This is a genomic window from Streptomyces sp. NPDC001157 (genome assembly GCF_053598255.1).
Genome location: NZ_JBSFJW010000034.1, coordinates 82,575 through 102,207, shown reverse-complemented (window position 1 = coordinate 102,207; position 19,633 = coordinate 82,575). Strand labels below are relative to the sequence as shown.

At 70.9% G+C, this 19,633-nt stretch carries 15 protein-coding genes, 4 tRNA genes, 1 other RNA gene and 1 pseudogene; 10 read left to right on the top strand and 11 right to left on the bottom strand.

What is annotated here, in order from left to right; translation table 11 throughout:
* Positions 1-39: 39 nt before the first annotated feature.
* A tRNA-Ser gene (locus ACWDAG_RS38555) sits at positions 40-127 on the bottom strand.
* A 73-nt stretch (positions 128-200) separates the two neighbouring features.
* On the opposite strand from ACWDAG_RS38555, the gene ffs reads away from it, so the two are divergent.
* Both ffs and ACWDAG_RS38545 read left to right on the top strand, forming a co-directional pair.
* An RNA gene (gene ffs, locus ACWDAG_RS38550) (signal recognition particle sRNA small type) lies at positions 201-297 on the top strand.
* 23 nt (positions 298-320) lie between these two features.
* The gene (locus ACWDAG_RS38545; RefSeq protein WP_450700210.1) at positions 321-1,184 is read left to right on the top strand and encodes a hypothetical protein; all 864 of its coding nucleotides are present in this window, start codon (positions 321-323) and stop codon (positions 1,182-1,184) included.
* A gap of 180 nt (positions 1,185-1,364) precedes the next feature.
* Here the strand turns inward: ACWDAG_RS38545 and ACWDAG_RS38540 are convergent.
* A pseudogene (locus ACWDAG_RS38540) lies at positions 1,365-1,910 on the bottom strand (histidine phosphatase family protein); the annotation flags it as partial.
* A gap of 215 nt (positions 1,911-2,125) precedes the next feature.
* Here ACWDAG_RS38540 and ACWDAG_RS38535 point away from each other — a divergent pair.
* The 5 genes from ACWDAG_RS38535 (at position 2,126) to ACWDAG_RS38515 (ending at position 10,838) form a co-directional block, all read left to right on the top strand.
* Positions 2,126-4,366 (top strand): DNA polymerase III subunit gamma and tau, encoded by a 2,241-nt coding sequence (locus tag ACWDAG_RS38535; RefSeq protein ID WP_450700209.1) that lies wholly within the window; start codon positions 2,126-2,128, stop codon positions 4,364-4,366.
* A 291-nt stretch (positions 4,367-4,657) separates the two neighbouring features.
* The gene (gene purD / locus ACWDAG_RS38530) at positions 4,658-5,911 is read left to right on the top strand and encodes a phosphoribosylamine--glycine ligase (protein ID WP_450700208.1); all 1,254 of its coding nucleotides are present in this window, start codon (positions 4,658-4,660) and stop codon (positions 5,909-5,911) included.
* 377 nt (positions 5,912-6,288) lie between these two features.
* On the top strand, positions 6,289-8,115 hold the full coding sequence (locus ACWDAG_RS38525; RefSeq protein ID WP_450700213.1) for a hypothetical protein: 1,827 nt from the start codon (positions 6,289-6,291) through the stop codon (positions 8,113-8,115).
* A gap of 213 nt (positions 8,116-8,328) precedes the next feature.
* Positions 8,329-9,831, top strand: coding sequence for a N,N-dimethylformamidase beta subunit family domain-containing protein (locus ACWDAG_RS38520; protein ID WP_450700207.1), 1,503 nt, complete (start codon positions 8,329-8,331; stop codon positions 9,829-9,831).
* 107 nt (positions 9,832-9,938) lie between these two features.
* On the top strand, positions 9,939-10,838 hold the full coding sequence (locus ACWDAG_RS38515) for a phosphoribosylaminoimidazolesuccinocarboxamide synthase (protein ID WP_450700206.1): 900 nt from the start codon (positions 9,939-9,941) through the stop codon (positions 10,836-10,838).
* Between the two features lie 41 nt (positions 10,839-10,879).
* On the opposite strand, the gene ACWDAG_RS38510 is transcribed toward ACWDAG_RS38515, so the two are convergent.
* The 8 genes from ACWDAG_RS38510 to ACWDAG_RS38475 all read right to left on the bottom strand — a co-directional run bounded on the left by ACWDAG_RS38510 (position 10,880) and on the right by ACWDAG_RS38475 (position 15,360).
* A tRNA-Gly gene (locus ACWDAG_RS38510) sits at positions 10,880-10,955 on the bottom strand.
* A gap of 23 nt (positions 10,956-10,978) precedes the next feature.
* Complete coding sequence (locus ACWDAG_RS38505; RefSeq protein WP_450700205.1) at positions 10,979-11,593, bottom strand: response regulator; 615 nt, start codon at positions 11,591-11,593, stop codon at positions 10,979-10,981.
* Complete coding sequence (locus ACWDAG_RS38500) at positions 11,590-12,858, bottom strand: sensor histidine kinase (RefSeq protein ID WP_450700204.1); 1,269 nt, start codon at positions 12,856-12,858, stop codon at positions 11,590-11,592. Before ACWDAG_RS38500 ends, ACWDAG_RS38505 begins: the two co-directional genes overlap by 4 nt.
* Positions 12,840-13,619, bottom strand: a complete 780-nt coding sequence (locus ACWDAG_RS38495) for an ABC transporter permease (RefSeq protein WP_450700203.1) — start codon at positions 13,617-13,619, stop codon at positions 12,840-12,842. Before ACWDAG_RS38495 ends, ACWDAG_RS38500 begins: the two co-directional genes overlap by 19 nt.
* Entirely contained in the window at positions 13,616-14,554 is a 939-nt protein-coding gene (locus tag ACWDAG_RS38490) for an ABC transporter ATP-binding protein (RefSeq protein ID WP_450700202.1), read from the bottom strand. The genes ACWDAG_RS38495 and ACWDAG_RS38490 overlap by 4 nt, the downstream gene beginning before the upstream one ends.
* 137 nt (positions 14,555-14,691) lie before the next feature.
* A tRNA-Gly gene (locus ACWDAG_RS38485) sits at positions 14,692-14,764 on the bottom strand.
* A gap of 81 nt (positions 14,765-14,845) precedes the next feature.
* Positions 14,846-14,917, bottom strand: a tRNA-Gly gene (locus ACWDAG_RS38480).
* Positions 14,918-15,042: 125 nt separating this feature from the next.
* On the bottom strand, positions 15,043-15,360 hold the full coding sequence (locus ACWDAG_RS38475) for a histone-like nucleoid-structuring protein Lsr2 (protein ID WP_450700201.1): 318 nt from the start codon (positions 15,358-15,360) through the stop codon (positions 15,043-15,045).
* 279 nt (positions 15,361-15,639) lie between these two features.
* On the opposite strand from ACWDAG_RS38475, the gene purS reads away from it, so the two are divergent.
* Genes purS through purL form a run of 3 tightly spaced genes read left to right on the top strand, consistent with a single transcriptional unit; the run spans position 15,640 to position 18,835 of the window.
* Entirely contained in the window at positions 15,640-15,903 is a 264-nt protein-coding gene (purS, locus tag ACWDAG_RS38470) for a phosphoribosylformylglycinamidine synthase subunit PurS (protein ID WP_015659417.1), read from the top strand.
* A complete protein-coding gene (gene purQ, locus ACWDAG_RS38465) occupies positions 15,900-16,580 on the top strand; it encodes a phosphoribosylformylglycinamidine synthase subunit PurQ (RefSeq protein WP_266957340.1) in 681 nt (226 codons plus the stop codon). The genes purS and purQ overlap by 4 nt, the downstream gene beginning before the upstream one ends.
* On the top strand, positions 16,577-18,835 hold the full coding sequence (gene purL / locus ACWDAG_RS38460; RefSeq protein WP_450700200.1) for a phosphoribosylformylglycinamidine synthase subunit PurL: 2,259 nt from the start codon (positions 16,577-16,579) through the stop codon (positions 18,833-18,835). Before purQ ends, purL begins: the two co-directional genes overlap by 4 nt.
* A gap of 71 nt (positions 18,836-18,906) precedes the next feature.
* On the opposite strand, the gene ACWDAG_RS38455 is transcribed toward purL, so the two are convergent.
* The gene (locus ACWDAG_RS38455; protein WP_450700199.1) at positions 18,907-19,482 is read right to left on the bottom strand and encodes a Uma2 family endonuclease; all 576 of its coding nucleotides are present in this window, start codon (positions 19,480-19,482) and stop codon (positions 18,907-18,909) included.
* Between the last annotated feature and the right edge of the window lie 151 nt (positions 19,483-19,633).

The following is a 19,633-nucleotide window of genomic DNA, read 5'->3' as shown; positions in this document are numbered from 1 at the left end:
GAACGGTGGGGCCCTTCGACATCGTGCCCGGTGAGGCACTGGCGGAGGATACGAGATTCGAACTCGTGAGGGGTTGCCCCCAACACGCTTTCCAAGCGTGCGCCCTAGGCCTCTAGGCGAATCCTCCGCCGGAAACATTACATGACGTCGGAGGGTGCTAGCGAACTCGTTCGGGCGCCCGGCGATCGGGTAAGGTGGGGCTCAGCCCCTCACGCGGCGCTATCTGACTGAACTCCCCCAGGGCCGGAAGGCAGCAAGGGTAGGTTGGCTCTGGCGGGTGCGTGGGGGGTCTTGTGTTCCCCGGGGGACAGATCGCGGCGGTGGGCGCGGAGGAAGATCCGCTCGTCGACGTAGACCGCGAGGAAGAAGACGAGCGCGACGCCCAGGCCGATGACCGAGGGATGGCGGCCGGTCGTGGGGGCGAGGACCGCGGTCATGGCGAGCCACAGGAAGACGTTGGGCGTGTTCTGCGTGATGAACATGTCGCGGCCGAGGCCGGTGCCGTGCGGGCGCAGCCGGAGGAAGAGCGCCGTCAGCCCCCGGAGGGCCGTCAGGGCCGCGGCGGTGACGGCGGTCGCCAGCAGCAGGTGGGTGGCGAGCGCTGCCGTGAGGCCGGTCGGCGGGGTCAGCGCGAACGTGGCCAGGCCCGCCAGGGGGATCAGGGCGAGACCGCCCAGCCAGTTCCAGTTGGTGCTCAGGGCGCCCGCGCGGATCGGGTCGCGCCGGCGCAGCGCCTGAGCGCCCGCGCCGGGCAGGACGAGGGCGGCGAGCAGTACGGCCGCATACGTGAGCAGCGCCGGTTCGAGGGTGGTGAGCGTATGGGCCTGCGCCACGCCGCCCGGCAGCATTGCCGGGAGCGCCAGACCCGCCAGCAGCAGCACCGGGAGGGCCAGCGAAGCGGCCACCGTGTGGCGTACGGCGAAGAAGTAGTCGCCTCCCCAGAGGAGGGAGAGAGTGGGTACGACCAGGGCCGGGGGGAGCAGGAGGAAGAGGCCGGCGAGTTGCAGGGGGAGGGAGTGGCCCGCCCAGAGCAGGACCAGGCCCAGGGCCAGCCGGGGCAGGAGCAGGGGCCAGGCCGTGTGGAGGCTCGCGAGCGGGCGGCGCAGGGTGCGCGGGTTGACGCGCAGCATGGCGAAGAAGGAGCCGACCGAGAGCAGGGCCGTCATGGTCGCCGTGAACACTAAGGCGGGCACCTGTACGCCCAGGGCGAGCTGGGCGACCGTCCCCGCCAGAGCCGCCGCCGCGACCAGCAGTGGGAGACGGATCTCGACGATCTCGCCGAGGTCGTTCAGCAGGCCGGCCGCCGCCGGAGCCGCGACCGCGCGGCGCAGGTCCTCCTCGGCGAGGGGGCGCGCGTTGGGGATCTTGAAGTCGCGGTACGACTCGGGGCGGGCGCCTGCGACGACCAGCGCGAACATCTCCACGATGTATTTGTGGGCGACGACCAGGACGGTGCGGCCCGCGCGGGAGGCGGGCAGGAGCACCTCGTCGTAGTACGCGGCCACGCGCGCGTACATCTCGCTCCAGGTCTCGCCACCGGGTGGCCGTCCGGTCGGGGAGTGGAAGGCCTCGGTGTAGCCGGCGAAGCCGATGGTCTTCTTCACCAGGCTCTTGTTGCGGCCGCTGTAGACACCGAAGTCGCGTTCTATGAGGGCCTCGTCGATCGTGACCCGGTCAGGGGGTTCGGGCAGCCGGTCGATGATCGTCCGGGCGGTCTCCTGGGCGCGGCGGAGGGTGGATGTGTGCACTTCGTCGATGCGTATGCCGGCGGCCGCGAGAGCGGCGACCCGGTCGGCCGCCTGCTCGGCCTGGCGGAGGCCGAGCGCGGTGAGCGGGGCGTCCAGCCGTCCGGCGAACCGGTTCTGCTCGTTCGCCTGGGACTCGCCATGGCGAATGAAGTAGAGGGGCATGAGTGTCCTTGCGAGGTGTGGGGGGTGTGGGGGGTGTGGGGAGAGGGGCGGCAGGGGCACTGTGCGTTTGCTGTTGTATTTGAGCATTCAACTTAATCATGAGGGGTGCTCGGTTTCTGTGAAACGGCAGTCAAGAGACGCTTTGGTTTCGTCCGGCGGAGGTCTCGGCATCCGGGCGGCCCGCGTTGTCAGTGGGCGCCTATAACCTCGTATGCGTGTCGTCTCTCGCGCTGTACCGCCGCTATCGCCCGGAGTCGTTCGCCGAGGTCATCGGGCAGGAGCATGTAACCGACCCGCTGCAGCAGGCGCTGCGGAACAACCGGGTCAATCACGCGTACCTGTTCAGCGGGCCGCGCGGCTGCGGCAAGACGACGAGCGCACGCATCCTGGCCCGCTGTCTGAACTGCGAACAGGGGCCTACGCCCACGCCCTGCGGGGAGTGCCAGTCCTGCCGTGACCTGGCGCGCAACGGACCGGGCTCGATCGACGTCATCGAGATCGACGCCGCTTCGCACGGCGGTGTGGACGACGCACGTGAGCTGCGCGAGAAGGCGTTCTTCGGGCCCGCCGCCAGCCGGTACAAGATCTACATCATCGACGAGGCCCACATGGTCACGTCGGCCGGCTTCAACGCACTGCTGAAGGTCGTCGAGGAGCCCCCGGAGCACCTCAAGTTCATCTTCGCGACCACCGAGCCCGAGAAGGTCATCGGGACCATTCGGTCACGGACGCATCACTATCCCTTCCGGCTCGTGCCGCCGGGCACCCTGCGTGAGTACCTCGGCGAGGTGTGCGGCAAGGAGAACATCCCGGTCGAGGACGGCGTGCTGCCACTGGTCGTCCGGGCCGGTCAGGGCTCCGTGCGTGACTCCATGTCCGTCATGGACCAGCTGCTCGCCGGGGCGCGGGAGGAAGGTGTGACGTATGCCATGGCCACCTCCCTCCTCGGCTACACGGAGGGCTCGCTCCTGGACTCCGTCGTCGAGGCCTTCGCGACCGGTGACGGGGCCGCTGCGTTCGAGGTCGTCGATCGCATCATCGAAGGGGGCAACGACCCGCGCCGCTTCGTCGCCGACCTGCTGGAGCGACTGCGCGACCTGGTGATCCTCGCCGCCGTGCCGGACGCCGCGGAGAAGGGGCTCATCGACGCCCCGGCCGACGTCGTCGAGCGCATGCAGGCCCAGGCGGGCATCTTCGGCGCCGCCGAGCTCAGCCGCGCCGCCGACCTGGTCAACGAGGGCCTGACCGAGATGCGCGGCGCCAACTCGCCCCGCCTCCAGCTCGAGCTGATCTGCGCGCGCGTGCTGCTGCCGGCCGCGTACGGGGACGAGCGTTCGGTGATGGCCCGCCTCGACCGGATCGAGCGTGGCGTGAACTTCTCCGCGGGCGGCGGCGCGCCGGCCATGGGATACGTACCGGGGCCCGAGGCGCACGGGGGCACGGGCACGGTGCCCGGAGCGACCGGCGGGGAACCGCTTCCGCCCGGAGGTGGCCCCGCAGCCGCCCGCGCGGCGGTCCGCGCATCGGGCGCACCGGCCGGCCAGGGCGCCCCCGCAGCCATGGAACCCCCGGCCCGGACACCTGCTGCCCCGGCCGCCGCCCCGTCCGAACCGGCGGCTCCCGCGGCACCCCCGGCGCCCGCTCCCACGGCAGCCCAGCAGCCCCCGCCAGCCCCGTCGGCTCCCGCCCCCGGTGCCTGGCCCACCGCGGCCCCCGCGGGCGGCGGCCGACGCCCCGGCGGCTGGCCCACGGCCACTCCGGCAGGCTCCGGACAGCCCACGCCCAGCGCACCGGCCCCGCCCCCGGCAGCCACACCCACACCCCAGCCCACCGTGCCCGCCGTCGGCCACGCGCCCCCCAGCGGCGGCCCGGACCCCCGCATGCTCTGGCCGAACATCCTGGAGGCCGTCAAGAACCGCCGCCGCTTCACCTGGATCCTGCTCAGCCAGAACGCCCAGGTGGCCGGCTTCGACGGCACGACCCTCCAACTCGGCTTCGTCAACGCGGGCGCCCGCGACAACTTCGCGAGCAGCGGTAGCGAGGACGTACTGCGCCAGGCGCTGGCCGAGCAGTTCAACGTGCAGTGGAAGATCGAGGCGATCGTCGACCCGTCCGGCGGCTCCGCCCCGCCAACCCCCTCCACCCCGTCCAACGGCGGCTACGGCGGAGGCGGCACCCCCGGCGGCTACGGCGGCGGCACGCCCACCCAGCGCCCGACGTCCCCACCGCCCCCCACCTCACCCGCCCCCACATCACCGCCCCCGACGTCCCAGTTCACCCCCACCGCCGCACCGGTCCCCCAGCCCATGGCCCCGGAGCCCCCACCCCCGGTGTCCCCCGAGGACGACATCCCCGAGGACGACGACCCCGACCTCAACGAATCGGCCCTCTCCGGCCACGAACTGATCGTGCGGGAGCTGGGCGCGACGGTCGTGGAGGAGTTCTCGAACGAGTGAGCCGCGCTTCCGCGCGCGGCCTTCCTCGGGCCGCTCTTCCGCCCCGGCCTTTCTTGGGCTGCTCTTCCGCGCGGGCTGTTCTTCCGGGCGGGGCCTTTTCTGGCGCCGGTCACGGCACTTCAGCCCGTCCGGCGTTTGAGGACGAGGCCGTTCAGGCCGAAAAGCGGGGGTCTGGGGGCGGCGGCCCCAAGGACGGCAACCCCACCATCGAGGCACGGCTTGGAGGAACGTACAGCTCGCCACCCCCCGCCCGCTCGGCACCCCGCACAAAACCCCCGTTAGGCTGACCCCGTGAAGGTCCTCGTCATCGGCCCCGGCGCCCGCGAACACGCCCTGTGCCGCTCCCTGTCCCTCGACCCCGACGTCACCGCGCTGCACTGCGCCCCCGGCAACGCCGGCATCGCCGAGGTCGCCGAGCTGCACCAGGTCGACGCCCTGGACGGCAAGGCCGTCTCCGCGCTGGCCACGGAACTCGGCGCCGACCTCGTGGTCGTGGGCCCGGAGGCGCCCCTCGTCGCCGGGGTCGCCGACGCCGTGCGCGAGGCGGGCATCGCGGTCTTCGGCCCCTCCCGGGAGGCCGCGCAGCTGGAGGGCTCCAAGGCCTTCGCGAAGGACGTCATGGCGGGAGCGGGGGTGCCCACCGCCCGCTCGTACGTCTGCACGACCCCGGAAGAGGTCGACGAGGCACTCGACGCCTTCGGTGCCCCCTACGTCGTCAAGGACGACGGCCTCGCCGCGGGCAAGGGCGTGGTGGTCACCAGCGACATCGACGCGGCGAGGGCGCACGCCAACTCCTGTGAGCGCGTCGTCATCGAGGAGTTCCTCGACGGCCCCGAGGTCTCCCTCTTCGCCATCACCGACGGCGAGACGGTCGTCCCGCTCCAGCCCGCCCAGGACTTCAAGCGGGCGCTCGACGGCGACGAGGGTCCGAACACCGGCGGCATGGGCGCGTACTCCCCGCTGCCGTGGGCCGACCCGAAGCTGGTCGAGGAGATCCTGCAGACCGTCCTGCAGCCGACCGTCGACGAGATGCGCCGCCGCGGCATCCCCTTCTCCGGCCTCCTCTACGCCGGCCTCGCGATCACCTCGCGCGGCGTCCGGGTCATCGAGTTCAACGCCCGTTTCGGCGACCCCGAGACCCAGGTGGTGCTGGCCCGTCTGAAGACACCGCTGGCCGGCGTCCTGCTCGCCGCCGCGAACGGCACCCTGGAGGACCTGCCGCCCCTGCGGTGGAGCGAGGACGCCGCGGTCACCGTGGTCGTCGCCTCGCACAATTACCCCGGCACCCCCCGCACCGGAGACCCGATCACCGGCCTCGACGAGGTGGCCGCCCAGGACGCCCCGCACGCGTACGTCCTGCACGCCGGCACCAGGCACGAGGGTGACTCGGTGGTCAGCGCCGGCGGCCGCGTCCTGTCCGTCACGGCGACCGGCAAGGACCTCACCGAGGCCCGCGACCGCGCGTACCGGGCCGTCTCCCGTATCCACCTCGACGGCTCCCAGCACCGCACGGACATCGCGGCGAAGGCGGCGCAGAACGCCTGACCCACCACGTCGCCCACACTCGCCGGCCAACCCTTCGGGCCCCGGATCCGTCTAAGGATCCGGGGCCCGAAGGGTTCCGTCTCCGGTTCGGGACAGAGTCGAGACGGGGCTCGGGATCGGTTCGGGAGCAGGGGCCTGATCTTCGCTTTCCGTCATCCACCTCTCCCCAAAGCCATTCCATCGAGTGACCGATGCCCCATCCGGCTGACGTGGGCCGAGGCCCCAACTAGGGTGCGGCGCAAGCGGTCCGGCACTTGGCCCACCGGCATTGCGATGTCAGTGGCGGGTGCCACAGTGGGGGAGTGAGCAACGCCAGGACAGCCGCGCAGCCAGGACAGCTTGGGAGGGGGTGAGGACCGGCCGTGACCGGTACCGGTATGGGTGTGGAGGCGGGCGCGCAGGCAGCGCGCTCCAGGGCCCTCGCCGTGCTGCGCATCCGCAGCAGGGCGCTGGCCGTGGCGGTGCTGCCTGCGGCGGTCGCCGTGATCCTGCTGGCCGGCGGTTCCACGGACCACCTCGTGGGCCCCTTCTGGCACGCCGCCCGCTGGGCCATGACCCCCCTCGCCGTCCTCGTCCTGCTCGCCGCGGGCGCCATCGCCCTGGTCGTCGCCCGCGCCCGCCCGGCCGTCAGCCCGACGGTCCCGATCGCCGAGGAGTCCGCCCCGGACCTGTACCGGATGGTGCGCGACCTCGCCGACCGGCTCGACGTCCCCGCCCCCTCGGCGATAGCGCTCACCCCGGACTGCGACAGCTGGCTGGAGGACCGCACCCACCCGGCGCACGGCCCGCCCCCCGCGGCGGACCGGGACGAGATAGCGGGCACGCGGGGCGCCCACCGGCGCACGGCCGCCGCGCCGGTCCTCGTCATCGGCTCCCCCTTCCTGTGGTGGATGCGGGTCGGCGAACTGCGCGCGGTCCTCGCTCCGGTCGTCGCCGGTACGGGACCTTCCGCCCACCCGGACATAGCAGCGGCTCGCCGCTTCGTACGGGGCCTGGACGCGGCGGTGGCCGTCGGCTCGACCCCCGGCCGCTGCCCTCTGACCCGCGCGGTGTGCGCAAGCGTCGGCTGGGTGGCCCGCGTGCTGCTGCGCAGCTGCCGGGAGCACGCGGCGCAGATGGAGCGAGGCGTGGCGGCCGCGGCCTCCGAGCGTGCACAGGCTGTGGACTACGGCCTCAGGATCGTCGCCCAGGAACAGGTGGGCCTGGCCTACGCCGGCTGGGACCGCCTGCTGACCCGGGTCGCGCTGCCCGCCTGGCGGATGGGCCGCTGGCCCTCCCGCCTGGACGCGGGGGTGGTGGCGGCCCTCACCGAACTCTCCCGTCGCGACCGTCTGGCCGAGGGCTTCGCCTCCCGGCTGGGCGAGCGCCCCGCCTGCGACCTGCTGGAAGAGCCCGGCACGGTGGACGGGGCGGCCTCACTCCTCGCCGCCCGCCTCTTCCACGGCGGCCCCGCCGAGCCCGGCCCCGACTGGGCCCCGGTCGACTGGGACGAATATCCGGAGGAGGTCGTGGACCGCAAATGGCGCACCGACGCGGCCCGCCTCCACCGAGTCCTCGACACCCTCGGCGTCAGCCACACCCCCGACCCCACCACCCCGCCCGCCGACGGCCCCACCCTCTCCAGAATCCTCGACCACTTGTCGACCCCACCGCCCCGCGACCGGGCGGGCGCCGCGGCGGAGGTGGACGAGCCCGCAGCAGACGACGGCGAGGAAGCCCCACAGGAGCCGCCCGCACCCGACGACGAAAGCAGCACGGGTGGTGCGGGTGGGAACAACAAGGCCGAAGGCGAAGCCGAGGCCGAGCAGCCGGAAAACGAACGCACCACCACCCTCGCCGCAGGCCTCACCGCCGAACTGGCCCGCGAGGAGGCCGCAGCCACCCCCGCGGAGCGAACCGCCCCCGACACCGCCTTCTGGGACGACGCCACGCTCCCCCTCTTCCCGCTCCAACCCCCGAGAACAGCCCGCGAGTTGCTCGCGGACCACGTCACCGCGATGGTCTGCTGCGCCGCGATGGACACCGCAGGCGCGGCTCCCGGCCTCGACTGGCTCGACGGCCCGTCCCTCCTCATCAACGGCGAACGGGCCACGGATCTGACCCCCCGCGTCCTCAGCCTCGTGGAGGACGGCGACCCGGCCCCCCTGAGGGCCTGGCTTCTCGAATCCGGCATACGCCCCGAGAAGCCCGTCCGGCTTGTGTGACCGTCCCCGGTTCCGGAACGCCCCATTCCACTTTCGGCCAATTCGCAACGAATAGTGACCACATGGGTGCGCAATGTGATGTGCTGGGACCGATCGAGCACATGGCAAGGGCTTACGGCACAAGCCAGGCACGCCAGGGCCACAAGCCAGGCACGCCACACCATGCGACAGGCACACCACGCGACCGCGGGGGATCGAGGGAGGGGAGCGACCATGGGGCAGGAGCAGATCCGCCGCTGGGAATCCGGAGCGCTGGCGCATGCCGTGACCGACCCCTTCGGCCAGGGGCCCGTGCCCTGGCTCCGCGGCAGCGAGACGTACTTCGACGACACCGGCCAGGTGGTCCCCTGGTACGTGGACGCCCCCCAGCAGTCATCGTCGGGCGATTCCTCGAACACTCCCCGCGTCCCGGCCCCGCGAGCGGGCGGTGGCCCCCGCTCCGCGGACGACGTCCGCCGCCAGATCAAGGGCTTCATCTCCACCGGCGCGGTCGCCCCCGGCGAGGCCGTCGACTTCCACATCACGGTCGACCCGCCCCAGGAGTTCAGCGTCGACATCTACCGCATCGGCCACTACGGCGGCGACGGCGCCGCCAAGATCACCACCAGCCCCCGCCTCTCCGGCATCGTCCAGCCGCCGCCGCTCGCCGCGGACCGCACGGTCTCCTGCCACCACTGGTGGCTCTCCTGGCGCCTGCAGATCCCGAGCTACTGGAGCATCGGCGCCTATGTCGCCGTACTCACCACCCTCGACGGCTACCGCTCCCACATCCCCTTCACGGTCCGCGACAAGCACCCCGCGGACCTGCTTCTGCTCCTGCCCGACGTCACCTGGCAGGCGTACAACCTCTACCCGGAGGACGGCCGCACGGGCGCGAGCCTCTACCACGCCTGGGACGAACAAGGCCGTCTGCTGGGCGAGTCCGACGCTGCGACCACGGTCTCCTTCGACCGCCCTTACGCCGGAGCGGGCCTTCCCCTGCACGTCGGCCACGCCTACGACTTCATCCGTTGGGCCGAGCGCTACGGCTACGACCTCGCCTATGCCGACGCCCGCGACCTGCACGCGGGACACGTGGACCCCACCCGCTACCGCGGCCTGGTCTTCCCGGGACACGACGAGTACTGGTCGGCCAACATGCGCCGCACCGTCGAACTCGCCCGCGAACACGGCACGTCCCTCGTCTTCCTCTCCGCCAACACCATGTACTGGCAGGTCGAGTTGGGCCCGTCCCCGTCCGGTGTCCCCGACCGCCTGCTGACCTGCCGCAAGCGCAAGGGCCCCGGCCGGCCCGTCCTCTGGCGCGAGATCGACCGCCCCGAGCAGCAACTGGTCGGCATCCAGTACGCGGGCCGGGTCCCCGACCCCCACCCCCTGATCGTCCGCAACGCCGACCACTGGCTGTGGGATGCGACCGGCGCCCACGAGGGTGACGAGATCGAGGACCTGGTGGCAGGCGAGGCGGACCGCTACTTCCCGCGCACCCCGCTCCCCGAGCACGAGGAGCGCATCCTGCTCGCCCACTCCCCGTACACCGACTCCGAGGGCGCCCTCCGCCACCAGGAGACCTCCCTCTACCGAGCCCCCTCCGGCGCCCTGGTCTTCGCCTCCGGGACCTTCGCCTGGTCCCCGGCCCTGGACCGTCCGGGCCATGTGGACACACGCGTCCAGCGCGCCACGGCCAACCTCCTGGACCGCATCTGCAAACGTGACTGAACTCACGTAAGCCCACGTCACCGCCCCTTTCGAGCCCACCCCACTCCAAAGGCGATCCCCGGCATACGGGAGAATCGAGCCATTGGACAGAACCACGGGGAGGAACCGTGTCCGGATTCGTAGAAAAGCCCGAGCCGATCCAGGTTCCGGGCCTGGTTCACCTCCACACCGGCAAGGTGCGCGAGCTGTACCAGAACGAGGCCGGTGACCTCGTGATGGTCGCCAGCGACCGCATCTCCGCCTACGACTGGGTGCTGCCGACCGAGATCCCCGACAAGGGCCGCGTCCTCACCCAGCTCTCCCTGTGGTGGTTCGAGCAGATCGCCGATCTGATCCCCAACCACGTGATCGGCACCGACCTGCCCGCCGGCGCCCCGGCCGACTGGGCCGGCCGCACCCTCGTCTGCAAGTCGCTCCAGATGGTTCCGGTGGAGGCCGTCGCCCGCGGCTACCTCACCGGCTCGGGCCTGGTGGAGTACAACGAGTCCCGCACCGTCTGCGGCCTCGCCCTCCCCGAGGGCCTGGTCGACGGCAGCGAACTCCCCGCGCCGATCTTCACCCCGGCCACCAAGGCCGAGGTCGGCGAGCACGACGAGAACGTCTCCTACGAGGAGGTGGCCCGCCAGGTCGGCGCGGACACCGCCGCCCGACTGCGCCAGGCCACCCTCGCCGTCTACGGCCGGGGCCGGGACATCGCCCGGGAGCGCGGCATCATCCTCGCGGACACCAAGTTCGAGTTCGGCTTCGACGGCGAGACCCTGGTCCTCGCGGACGAGATCCTCACCCCGGACTCGTCCCGCTTCTGGCCGGCCGACCAGTGGCAGCCGGGCCGCGCGCAGCCGTCCTACGACAAGCAGTTCGTCCGTGACTGGCTGACCTCGCCGGAGTCCGGCTGGGACCGCAGGAGCGAGCAGCCCCCGCCGCCGCTGCCGCAGCAGGTCGTGGACGCGACCCGGGCGAAGTACATCGAGGCGTACGAGCGCCTGACGGGCACGAGCTGGTCGTAGGACACGAAGAAGCCCCCCGGCAGCAGCCGGGGGGCTTGATCTGGAGCGGACGACGAGGCTCGAACTCGCGACCTCAACCTTGGCAAGGTTGCGCTCTACCAACTGAGCTACGTCCGCAGTGCGCCGTGGCGCGGAGCCAACTATACCCAACCCCGCTCCCGCGCGAGCCGCACCGCCGTATGACGGTTCTCGGCTCCGAGCTTGGAGACGGCCGACGACAGGTAGTTCCGTACGGTCCCCTGCGACAGCGCGGCCCGCTCGGCGATCTCCGCGACGGGCGCCCCGTCGGCGGCGAGTTCCAGCACCTCGGCCTCCCGCACGGTCAGCGGCGAGTCCCCGGAGGCGATCGCATCGGCGGCCAACTCCGGGTCGACGTAACGGTTCCCGGCATGCACGGTCCGGATGATCTCCGCGAGCCGCTGTGCGCTGACCGTCTTCGGAACGAACCCCCGCACACCCGCCGCAAGTGCCCGCTTCAGATGCCCGGGCCGCCCGTGACTGGTGACGATCAACACCTGGCAGCCGGGCAGTTCGGCCCGCAGGGATGTGGCGACCTTCACACCGTCGGCGCCCGGCATCTGAAGATCGAGCACGGCCACATCCGGCTCGTGCGCCCGTGCCATCGCCAGCGCCTCAGGACCGGACGCCGCCTCGGCCACGACCATGAGGTCGTCCTCCAGGGCGAGCAGCGCGGCGAGCGCACCCCGGATCAGATGCTCGTCGTCGGCGAGCAGAAGCCGTACGACGGCTGTCATGCGCTGACCTCCTTCACGCTCAACGGCACCGCGGCCGTCACCCGGAACGCATCCGACCCGACCCGACCCGCCTCCAGCGTGCCGCCCACCGCCGACAGCCGCTCCCGCAGCCCGGCCAGTCCGGATCCGCCGCCACCCGCGGGATCCGAGGCCCCGTCGTTCTCCACGGTCAGCACCACACACCCCTCGCCGGTCCTCAGGGCTATGTCGCATCGCACTGCGTCCCCGTGGCGCAGCACGTTCGTCGTCGCCTCCCGCACGACCCACCCGAGGACCGACTGGACCCCGGCCTCCAGCCCGCCGGGCTCCCCGCTCACCTCGCAGCGGATCCCGGCCGCGCTCAACACGCCCTGCGCACCGGCGAGTTCGATCCCGAGGTCGGCCTCCCGGTATCCCCGTACGACATCCCGCACCTCCCGCTGGGACTCCTGCGCGATCCGCTGCACTTCGATCATCTGGTCCACCGCCTCGGCCCGCCCACGCCGCGCCAGCTGCACGGCCAGCTCGCTCTTCAGGGCGATCACGGCGAGATTGCGCCCCATCACGTCGTGCAGATCCCGCCCGAACCGCAGCCGTTCCTCGGCGACGGCGAGCCGGGCCTCGGCCTCACGGGCCCGTTCCGCTTCCCAGAGCACGGACAAGGTCCAGGCGCCGCAGCGGCAGGCGAGCAGGGAGAAGGCCACGCCGAAACCGGTCAGTACGCCGACCATGGCGATCCCGGCGGGATCCGGATCGGCCCAGGCGAACGCGGCCATGAGCACCACGGCGAGCACGGCGGACCGGCGCAGGAACACCTGTATGGACACGACCAGCCCGTACAGCAGCCCGAAGGGCATCAGTGCCGCACCGATGACCAGCCTGATCGTCATCGGTTCAGCCCCGCCCAGCGCGGCAAGGGCCAGGTCCAGGGCCAGTACGAGGCCCAACAGAACGGCGGCGGGGCGCAGAGCGCGGACCGGGAGTTCGGAGCGGCCCAGGTAGTGGTCGAGCACGGTCCGGGTGAGCCGGTTGGCCTCCACGCACTGCAGGGCGCTCACCAGGAGAAGCAGGCCCGCGACAACCGTTGGCGCGGGCCGCGGCACGAGCCCGCTCACCAGCGGCAGTGCCAGCCAGGACAGCGAGAAGACCCAGGTGGTGACGTACCAGGTCACCAGGGTCTGCAGCTCGACCCGCTCGGCCTTGCTGCGCTCCCGCCAGTGACGCCGCTGCCACCCCCGTATCAGCCCGAACACCGCTTCCCCGCCCCTCAGCGCCTCGGCTCCCATCGGAACCACCGCCGTACAGCAAACACCGCGAGCACGGTCCAGGCCAGGGCGGTCGCCACGGCGCCCAGTGCCTCGTACGCGCTCAGCTGTCCGGTCCAGCCGCCCCGGACCAGCCGGATCGCGGGGGACAGCGGCAGCAGTTCGCACACGGAGCGCAGCGGGTCCGGCAGGACCTCCGTGGGGATCGTGATGCCCGAGCCCATCATCGACACCAGCACCAGCGGCATCGCGGTGACCTGGGCGCTCTCCACGGTCCTGGTGAAAGAGGCGGTCAGTGCACCGAGCGCGGCACACAGCACCAGGCCCGACAGCACGCCCAGGACGGTGAGGTACGGAGCTCGGGGCGCCCCCGCGTGCAGCAGCACGGCGCAGCCGACGGAGAGCACGACGGCCTGCGCCAGGCCGATGCAGACGGCGGGCAGGGCGGTGCCGGTCAGGATCTCCACGTCGTCGAGTTCACCGGTGCGCAGCCGCTTGAGGACCAGTTCCTCGCGGCGGGCGACATAGGCGCTCACCAGGGACGTGTACACGGCGAAAAGGAAGGAGAACCCGACCGCGGCCGTCAGCGTCACCGTGCCGATGCTCAGCCCCTGCGCCTTGAGGTCGATCCGGTCGACCGCGGGCCGCACGCTGAACGGCAGCGCCAGCGGCATGAGCAGTGCCGTGACCACCGCACCGCGATTGCGTCCGAGCAGAGTGAGCTCGGCGTGGGCCAGGGCGCGCAACCGCCGCCCGACGGGAGCAAGTACGAGGGCGCTCATGCCGCCACCCCCTGCTCCCGCGCGATCCCCAGGAACGCCTCCTCCAGCGAGGCCGACCGCACATCCAGCCCCCGCAGCTCCACCCGAGCCCGCGCGGCCCACACCAGCAGCCCCGTGGCCGCCCGCTGCAACTCCCGCGTCCGCAGCCGTACGACGTTCCCCTCCACCTCGTGCCCGCACACCCCCAGCTCACCGAGTGGCGGCAGGTCCCCCAGGAAGTAGCCGTCGGGCAGCCGGAAGGAGATCCGCGAGGGCTGCGCGGCGGTCACCTCGGCCGGCGTCCCGGTCGCCGCGACGCGCCCCTCGTGCAGGATCGCGATCCGGTCGGCGAGCCCCTCCGCCTCCTCCAGGTAGTGCGTGGTGAGCAGCACGGTGGTGCCGCCCGCACGCAGCGCCCGCACCAACTCCCAGGTGTCCCGGCGCCCTTCGGCGTCGAGCCCGGTCGTGGGCTCGTCCAGGAACAGCACCTCGGGCTCGCCGAGCAGCGCGAGCGCCAGGTCCAGCCGCCGCCGTTCACCCCCGGACAACTGCTTCACCCGTACGTCGGCCCGCTTCTGTAGCCCGACGAGCGCCAGCGCCTCGTGTTCCGGCCGCGCCCCGCTCACACACCCCGCCCACATCCGCGCGGTCTCCGCGACGGTCAGCTCGGACGGAAACCCGCCCTCCTGCAGCATCACCCCGACCCGAGGCCGTACGGCGGCCCGTTCCGCGTACGGATCGTGGCCGAGCACCCGCACCCGGCCCCCGGCCGGACGGGCGAGCCCCTCCAGCAGTTCGACCGTGGACGTCTTGCCCGCGCCGTTGGTGCCGAGCAGCGCGAAGATCTCGCCGTGGCCCACGGAGAAAGAGATTCCGCGTACCGCCTCGAACCCGCCCCCGTACACACGCCGCAGGTCAGTGACCTCAATCACGTGTTCGTGTTCGTTCGTGTCCATGACTTCAGCGTCCCGGCGACAGGGGCCGGGCAGCAGTGCGCGCTGTCATCACTCGGCATGACAAATGTCAGAGAGCGGGAGGAGCAGACGCCGAACACGACGAAGGCCCCAGTCATAAGACTGGGGCCTTCAATCAGAGCGGACGACGAGGCTCGAACTCGCGACCTCAACCTTGGCAAGGTTGCGCTCTACCAACTGAGCTACGTCCGCATTGCCTCCGACCGGCTCCCACCGATCGGCGCGAGCACCAGCCTACCTGATCCACAAGAGTGGTCGGGACCGGCGGTGCAGAGCGGGTGACAGGAATTGCACACTGCGCCTTCCCCCTGGAAGGGGGATGTTCTGCTACTGAACTACACCCGCATGTACTCCGTGGGCCCGGCTTTTTCGGCCTTGCCCCTCGGCGTGCTCCAGACTCTAGCTGACCAGGAGGGGTGCAGCGCAAGTCGGTTCTCCCGAGGGGCCGGTGACCGGTCGTCGGGCGGCGGCTACTGCGCCGCGCTGAACGCCTCGTAGACCTTCTTGGGGATCCGGCCGCGGGCCGGGACGTCCATCTTGTTGGCCTGGGCCCAGGCCCGGACGGCAGCCGGATCGGGGGCGACCTCCGTCTGCCGGTAGATCCGGCCGGACTTCGACCGCTTGCGGCCGGCCTCCACGTACGGCTCGAGCGCCTTACGCAGTTTCTTGGCATTGGCTTGATTCAGGTCGATCTCGTACGACTTGCCGTCGAGTCCGAAGGCGATCGTTTCCGCCGCTTCCGAGCCGTCGATGTCGTCAAAGAGAGTGACCACGACCTTCTGCGCCACGAATATCGGTCCCTTCGTGCGGCACGCTGACAATTCATTTGTACAGTGCCCGACAATGCAATGTGAAGCCCGACTAAATCCTCCCGCGTGTCCGAGCGCAATAGGTTTCGGATGTCGATCCGGGATCTTTCCCGGAAATTTTCTGGAGCGACCGGCTGCCACAGCGGATCGTGACAGGCGTCACGTAGATTCCTACAAGTCAACGCGCGTAGAAATTTTGTGCAGGTAGTCTGAAACCACTGCAGGAACCTGCTCCGCACCACACCACCGGGAGTGCACGTGGCACGCGTCGTAGTCGACGTCATGCTCAAGCCGGAGATCCTCGACCCCCAGGGCCAGGCGGTGCAGCGCGCACTGCCGCGTCTGGGTTTCGAAGGCATCTCCGACGTACGTCAGGGAAAGCGATTCGAACTGGAAGTTGACGGGCCGGTCGACGAGGCCGCCCTCGCCCGCATCCACGATCTTGCGGAATCCTTCCTCGCCAACACCGTGATCGAGGACTTCACCGTCAAGGTGGAGGAAGTCGCGGAGGCCGCGAAGTGACCGCTCGTATTGGCGTCGTCACTTTCCCGGGCAGCCTCGACGACCGGGACACCCAGCGCGCGATCCGCCTCGCGGGCGCGGAACCGGTCGCCCTGTGGCACAAGGACAAGGACCTCCACCAGGTCGACGCGGTCGTCCTTCCGGGCGGTTTCTCCTACGGCGACTATCTGCGGGCCGGCGCCATCTCCCGCTTCTCGCCGGTGATGGAGACGGTCATCGAGCAGGCCAAGGCAGGGCTTCCGGTCCTCGGTATCTGCAACGGCTTCCAGATCCTCACCGAGGCCCACCTCCTCCCGGGCGGCATGCTCGGCAACGACCACCTGCACTTCATCTGCCGCGACCAGAAGCTGCGGGTGGAGAACGCGGACACCGCCTGGACCGTGGACTACGAGGCGGGCCAGGAGATCCACATCCCGCTGAAGAACATGGACGGCCGGTACGTCGCCGACCAGTACACGCTGGACAAGCTGGAGGCGGAGGGCCGGGTCGCGTTCCGGTACCTCGACTTCAACCCGAACGGCTCGCTCAACGACATCGCCGGCATCACCAACGAGGCCGGGAACGTCGTAGGCCTCATGCCGCACCCGGAGCACGCCACCGAGCCGCTGATCGGTACGGGCCGCACCGACGGCCTCCCCTTCTTCACCTCGATCCTCAAGAAGCTGGTCAACGCATGAGCCGGACGCCTCTGGACACGGTCGAGCACGCGGCCGCGACCCCCGACGTCGAGCTGCCCTGGGCCGAACTCGGTCTGAAGAAGGACGAGTACGAGCGCGTGGTCGAGATCCTCGGCCGCCGGCCCACCGGTGCCGAGCTCGCCATGTACTCCGTCATGTGGTCCGAGCACTGCTCGTACAAGTCGTCGAAGGTGCACCTGCGCCAGTTCGGCGAGAAGGCCCCGCAGAGCGATGCGCTGCTGGTGGGCATCGGTGAGAACGCGGGTGTGGTCGACGTCGGCCAGGGCTACGCGGTCACCTTCAAGGTCGAGTCGCACAACCACCCGTCGTACGTCGAGCCCTACCAGGGCGCGGCCACCGGCGTCGGCGGCATCGTGCGCGACATCATCGCCATGGGCGCGCGCCCGGTCGCGGTCGTGGACCCGCTCCGCTTCGGTGCGGCCGACCACCCCGACACCAAGCGCGTCCTGCCCGGTGTCGTCGCCGGCATCGGCGGCTACGGCAACTGCCTGGGCCTGCCGAACATCGGCGGCGAGGTCGTCTTCGACTCCTGCTACCAGGGAAACCCGCTGGTCAACGCCGGTGCCATCGGTGTGATGCGGCACGAGGACATCCACCTGGCGAAGGCGTCCGGAGCGGGCAACAAGGTCATCCTGTACGGGGCCCGTACGGGTGGTGACGGCATCGGCGGTGCGTCGATCCTGGCCTCGGAGACCTTCGATGACGCCAAGCCGTCGAAGCGTCCGGCCGTGCAGGTCGGCGACCCCTTCCAGGAGAAGCTGCTCATCGAGTGCACCCTGGAGGCCTTCAAGGAGAAGCTGGTCGTCGGCATCCAGGACCTGGGTGCGGCGGGTCTGTCGTGTGCGACGAGTGAGCTCGCCTCGAACGGCTCCGGCGGCATGCGGGTCACCCTGGACGACGTACCGCTGCGCGACTCGACGCTCTCGCCCGAGGAGATCCTCATGAGCGAGTCGCAGGAGCGCATGTGCGCCGTCGTCGAGCCGGAGAAGGTCGACCGGTTCCTGGAGATCTGCGACAAGTGGGATGTCATCGCCACGGTGATCGGTGAGGTCACGGACGGCGACCGGCTGGAGATCTACTGGCACGGCGGCAAGATCGTCGACGTCGACCCGCGGACGGTCGCGCACGACGGTCCGGTCTACGAGCGGCCGTACGCCCGCCCGTCCTGGCAGGACGAGCTGCAGGCCGACGACGCGAACAAGTTGCCGCGGCCCGCTTCGAGCGAGGAGCTCAAGCAGCAGGTCCTCCAGCTCGTGAGCTCCCCCAACCAGGCCTCCAAGAAGTGGATCACCTCGCAGTACGACCACTTCGTGCAGGGCAACACGGTGCTGGCCCAGCCCGAGGACTCGGGCATGATCCGTATCGACGAGGAGTCCGGCCTCGGTGTCGCGATCGCGACGGACGGCAACGGCCGGTACGCCAAGCTCGACCCCTACGCGGGCGCACAGCTGGCCCTCTCGGAGGCGTACCGCAACGTCGCCACCACCGGTGCCAAGCCCCTCGCCGTCTCCGACTGCCTGAACTTCGGCTCGCCTGAGGACCCGGCCGTCATGTGGCAGTTCGCGGAGGCCATCCGTGGACTCGCCGACGCCTGCCAGCAGCTCGGCACCCCGGTGACCGGCGGCAACGTCTCGCTCTACAACCAGACGGGCGAGGTGGCCATCCACCCGACCCCGGTCGTGGCCGTGCTGGGCGTCATCGACGACGTCGCCCGCCGCACCCCGGTCGCCTTCCAGGAGGAGGGGCAGCTGCTCTACCTCCTTGGCGACACACGCGAGGAGTTCGGCGGTTCGGCCTGGTCGCAGGTGGTGCACGACCACCTCGGCGGTCTGCCCCCGAAGGTCGACCTGGAGCGCGAGCGCCTGCTGGCCGAGATCCTGATCTCCGCCTCCCGCGACGGCATGATCGACTCCGCGCATGACCTGTCCGACGGCGGTCTGATCCAGGCGGTCGTGGAGTCGGCGCTGCTCGGCGGCAAGGGCGCGCGTCTGGTCGTACCGGACGGGCTCGACGCGTTCACCTTCCTCTTCTCCGAGTCCGCGGGGCGTGCGGTCGTCGCCGTGCCGCGCTCCGAGGAGGTCCGCTTCAACGACATGTGCGGTGCGCGGGGTCTGCCCGTCACGCGCATCGGTGTCGTGGACGGTGACTCTGTCGAGCTCCAGGGGGAGTTCGAACTGCCCCTGGAGGAGCTGCGCGGGGCCCACGAGGGGACGATTCCGGCGCTGCTGGCGTAGGCGGTCGTACGACGGTGAAGGCCCCGCCCGGATCACGTTTCCGGGCGGGGCCTTCTCGGCTTGTCGGGCGTTCAGCGGACGTAGTTCTTGAGGATCTCCGTGTCCAACTCGATGTCCATGGGGCCGGGTACGGACACCTTCTCCCCGAACTTCGAGGTCTGGATGCTGCGGTAGCCGCCGACCTGCCGGTCCGGGTTGCTGTGCACCGTGACCGTGCAGGAGTCCCGGTCGATCAGGAGGTACAGGGGGATCCCGGCCTGCCCGTACGCGGTCGGCTTCTCGTGCCGGTCCCGCCGGTCGGTGTCCGAGTCGTACGAGGTGACCTCGACGACCATGAGCGCGCCGTCCGGGTCGGCCCACTCGCCGTGTCCCGCGAAGTGGGCCTCGGGTGCGAGCACCGCGTCCGGTTTCACCCTGCCTCCTCGGCATGCCTCCACCCGGAGCCCTCGTGCGTGATAGAGGTCCAGGTCGGGCCTGGTCTGCATACAACGCCGGGTCAACCAGGACACGATGGTGCTGTGGTTCCCGTCCGGCACCTTCTTGACGGCGATCCGTCCGTTGATGAACTCCAACGTGACGGTCTCGGGAGCGGCGGAGGCGATCGTTTCGAACTCCTGCACCGACATCTGAGACGTGTGCTCGCCCATAGCTGTCGTGTTACACCCCTCTTCCAGGCGAAGGCCAGCATTGCTTGGTCCCGACTGAGCGGGGGCGGCCTTCGCCGGTGATCAGTCGCACGGGTGATCGCCTCCCTCGCCGACCGGGTCGGCCACAGCAACCACTGGGTGATCACCCCGA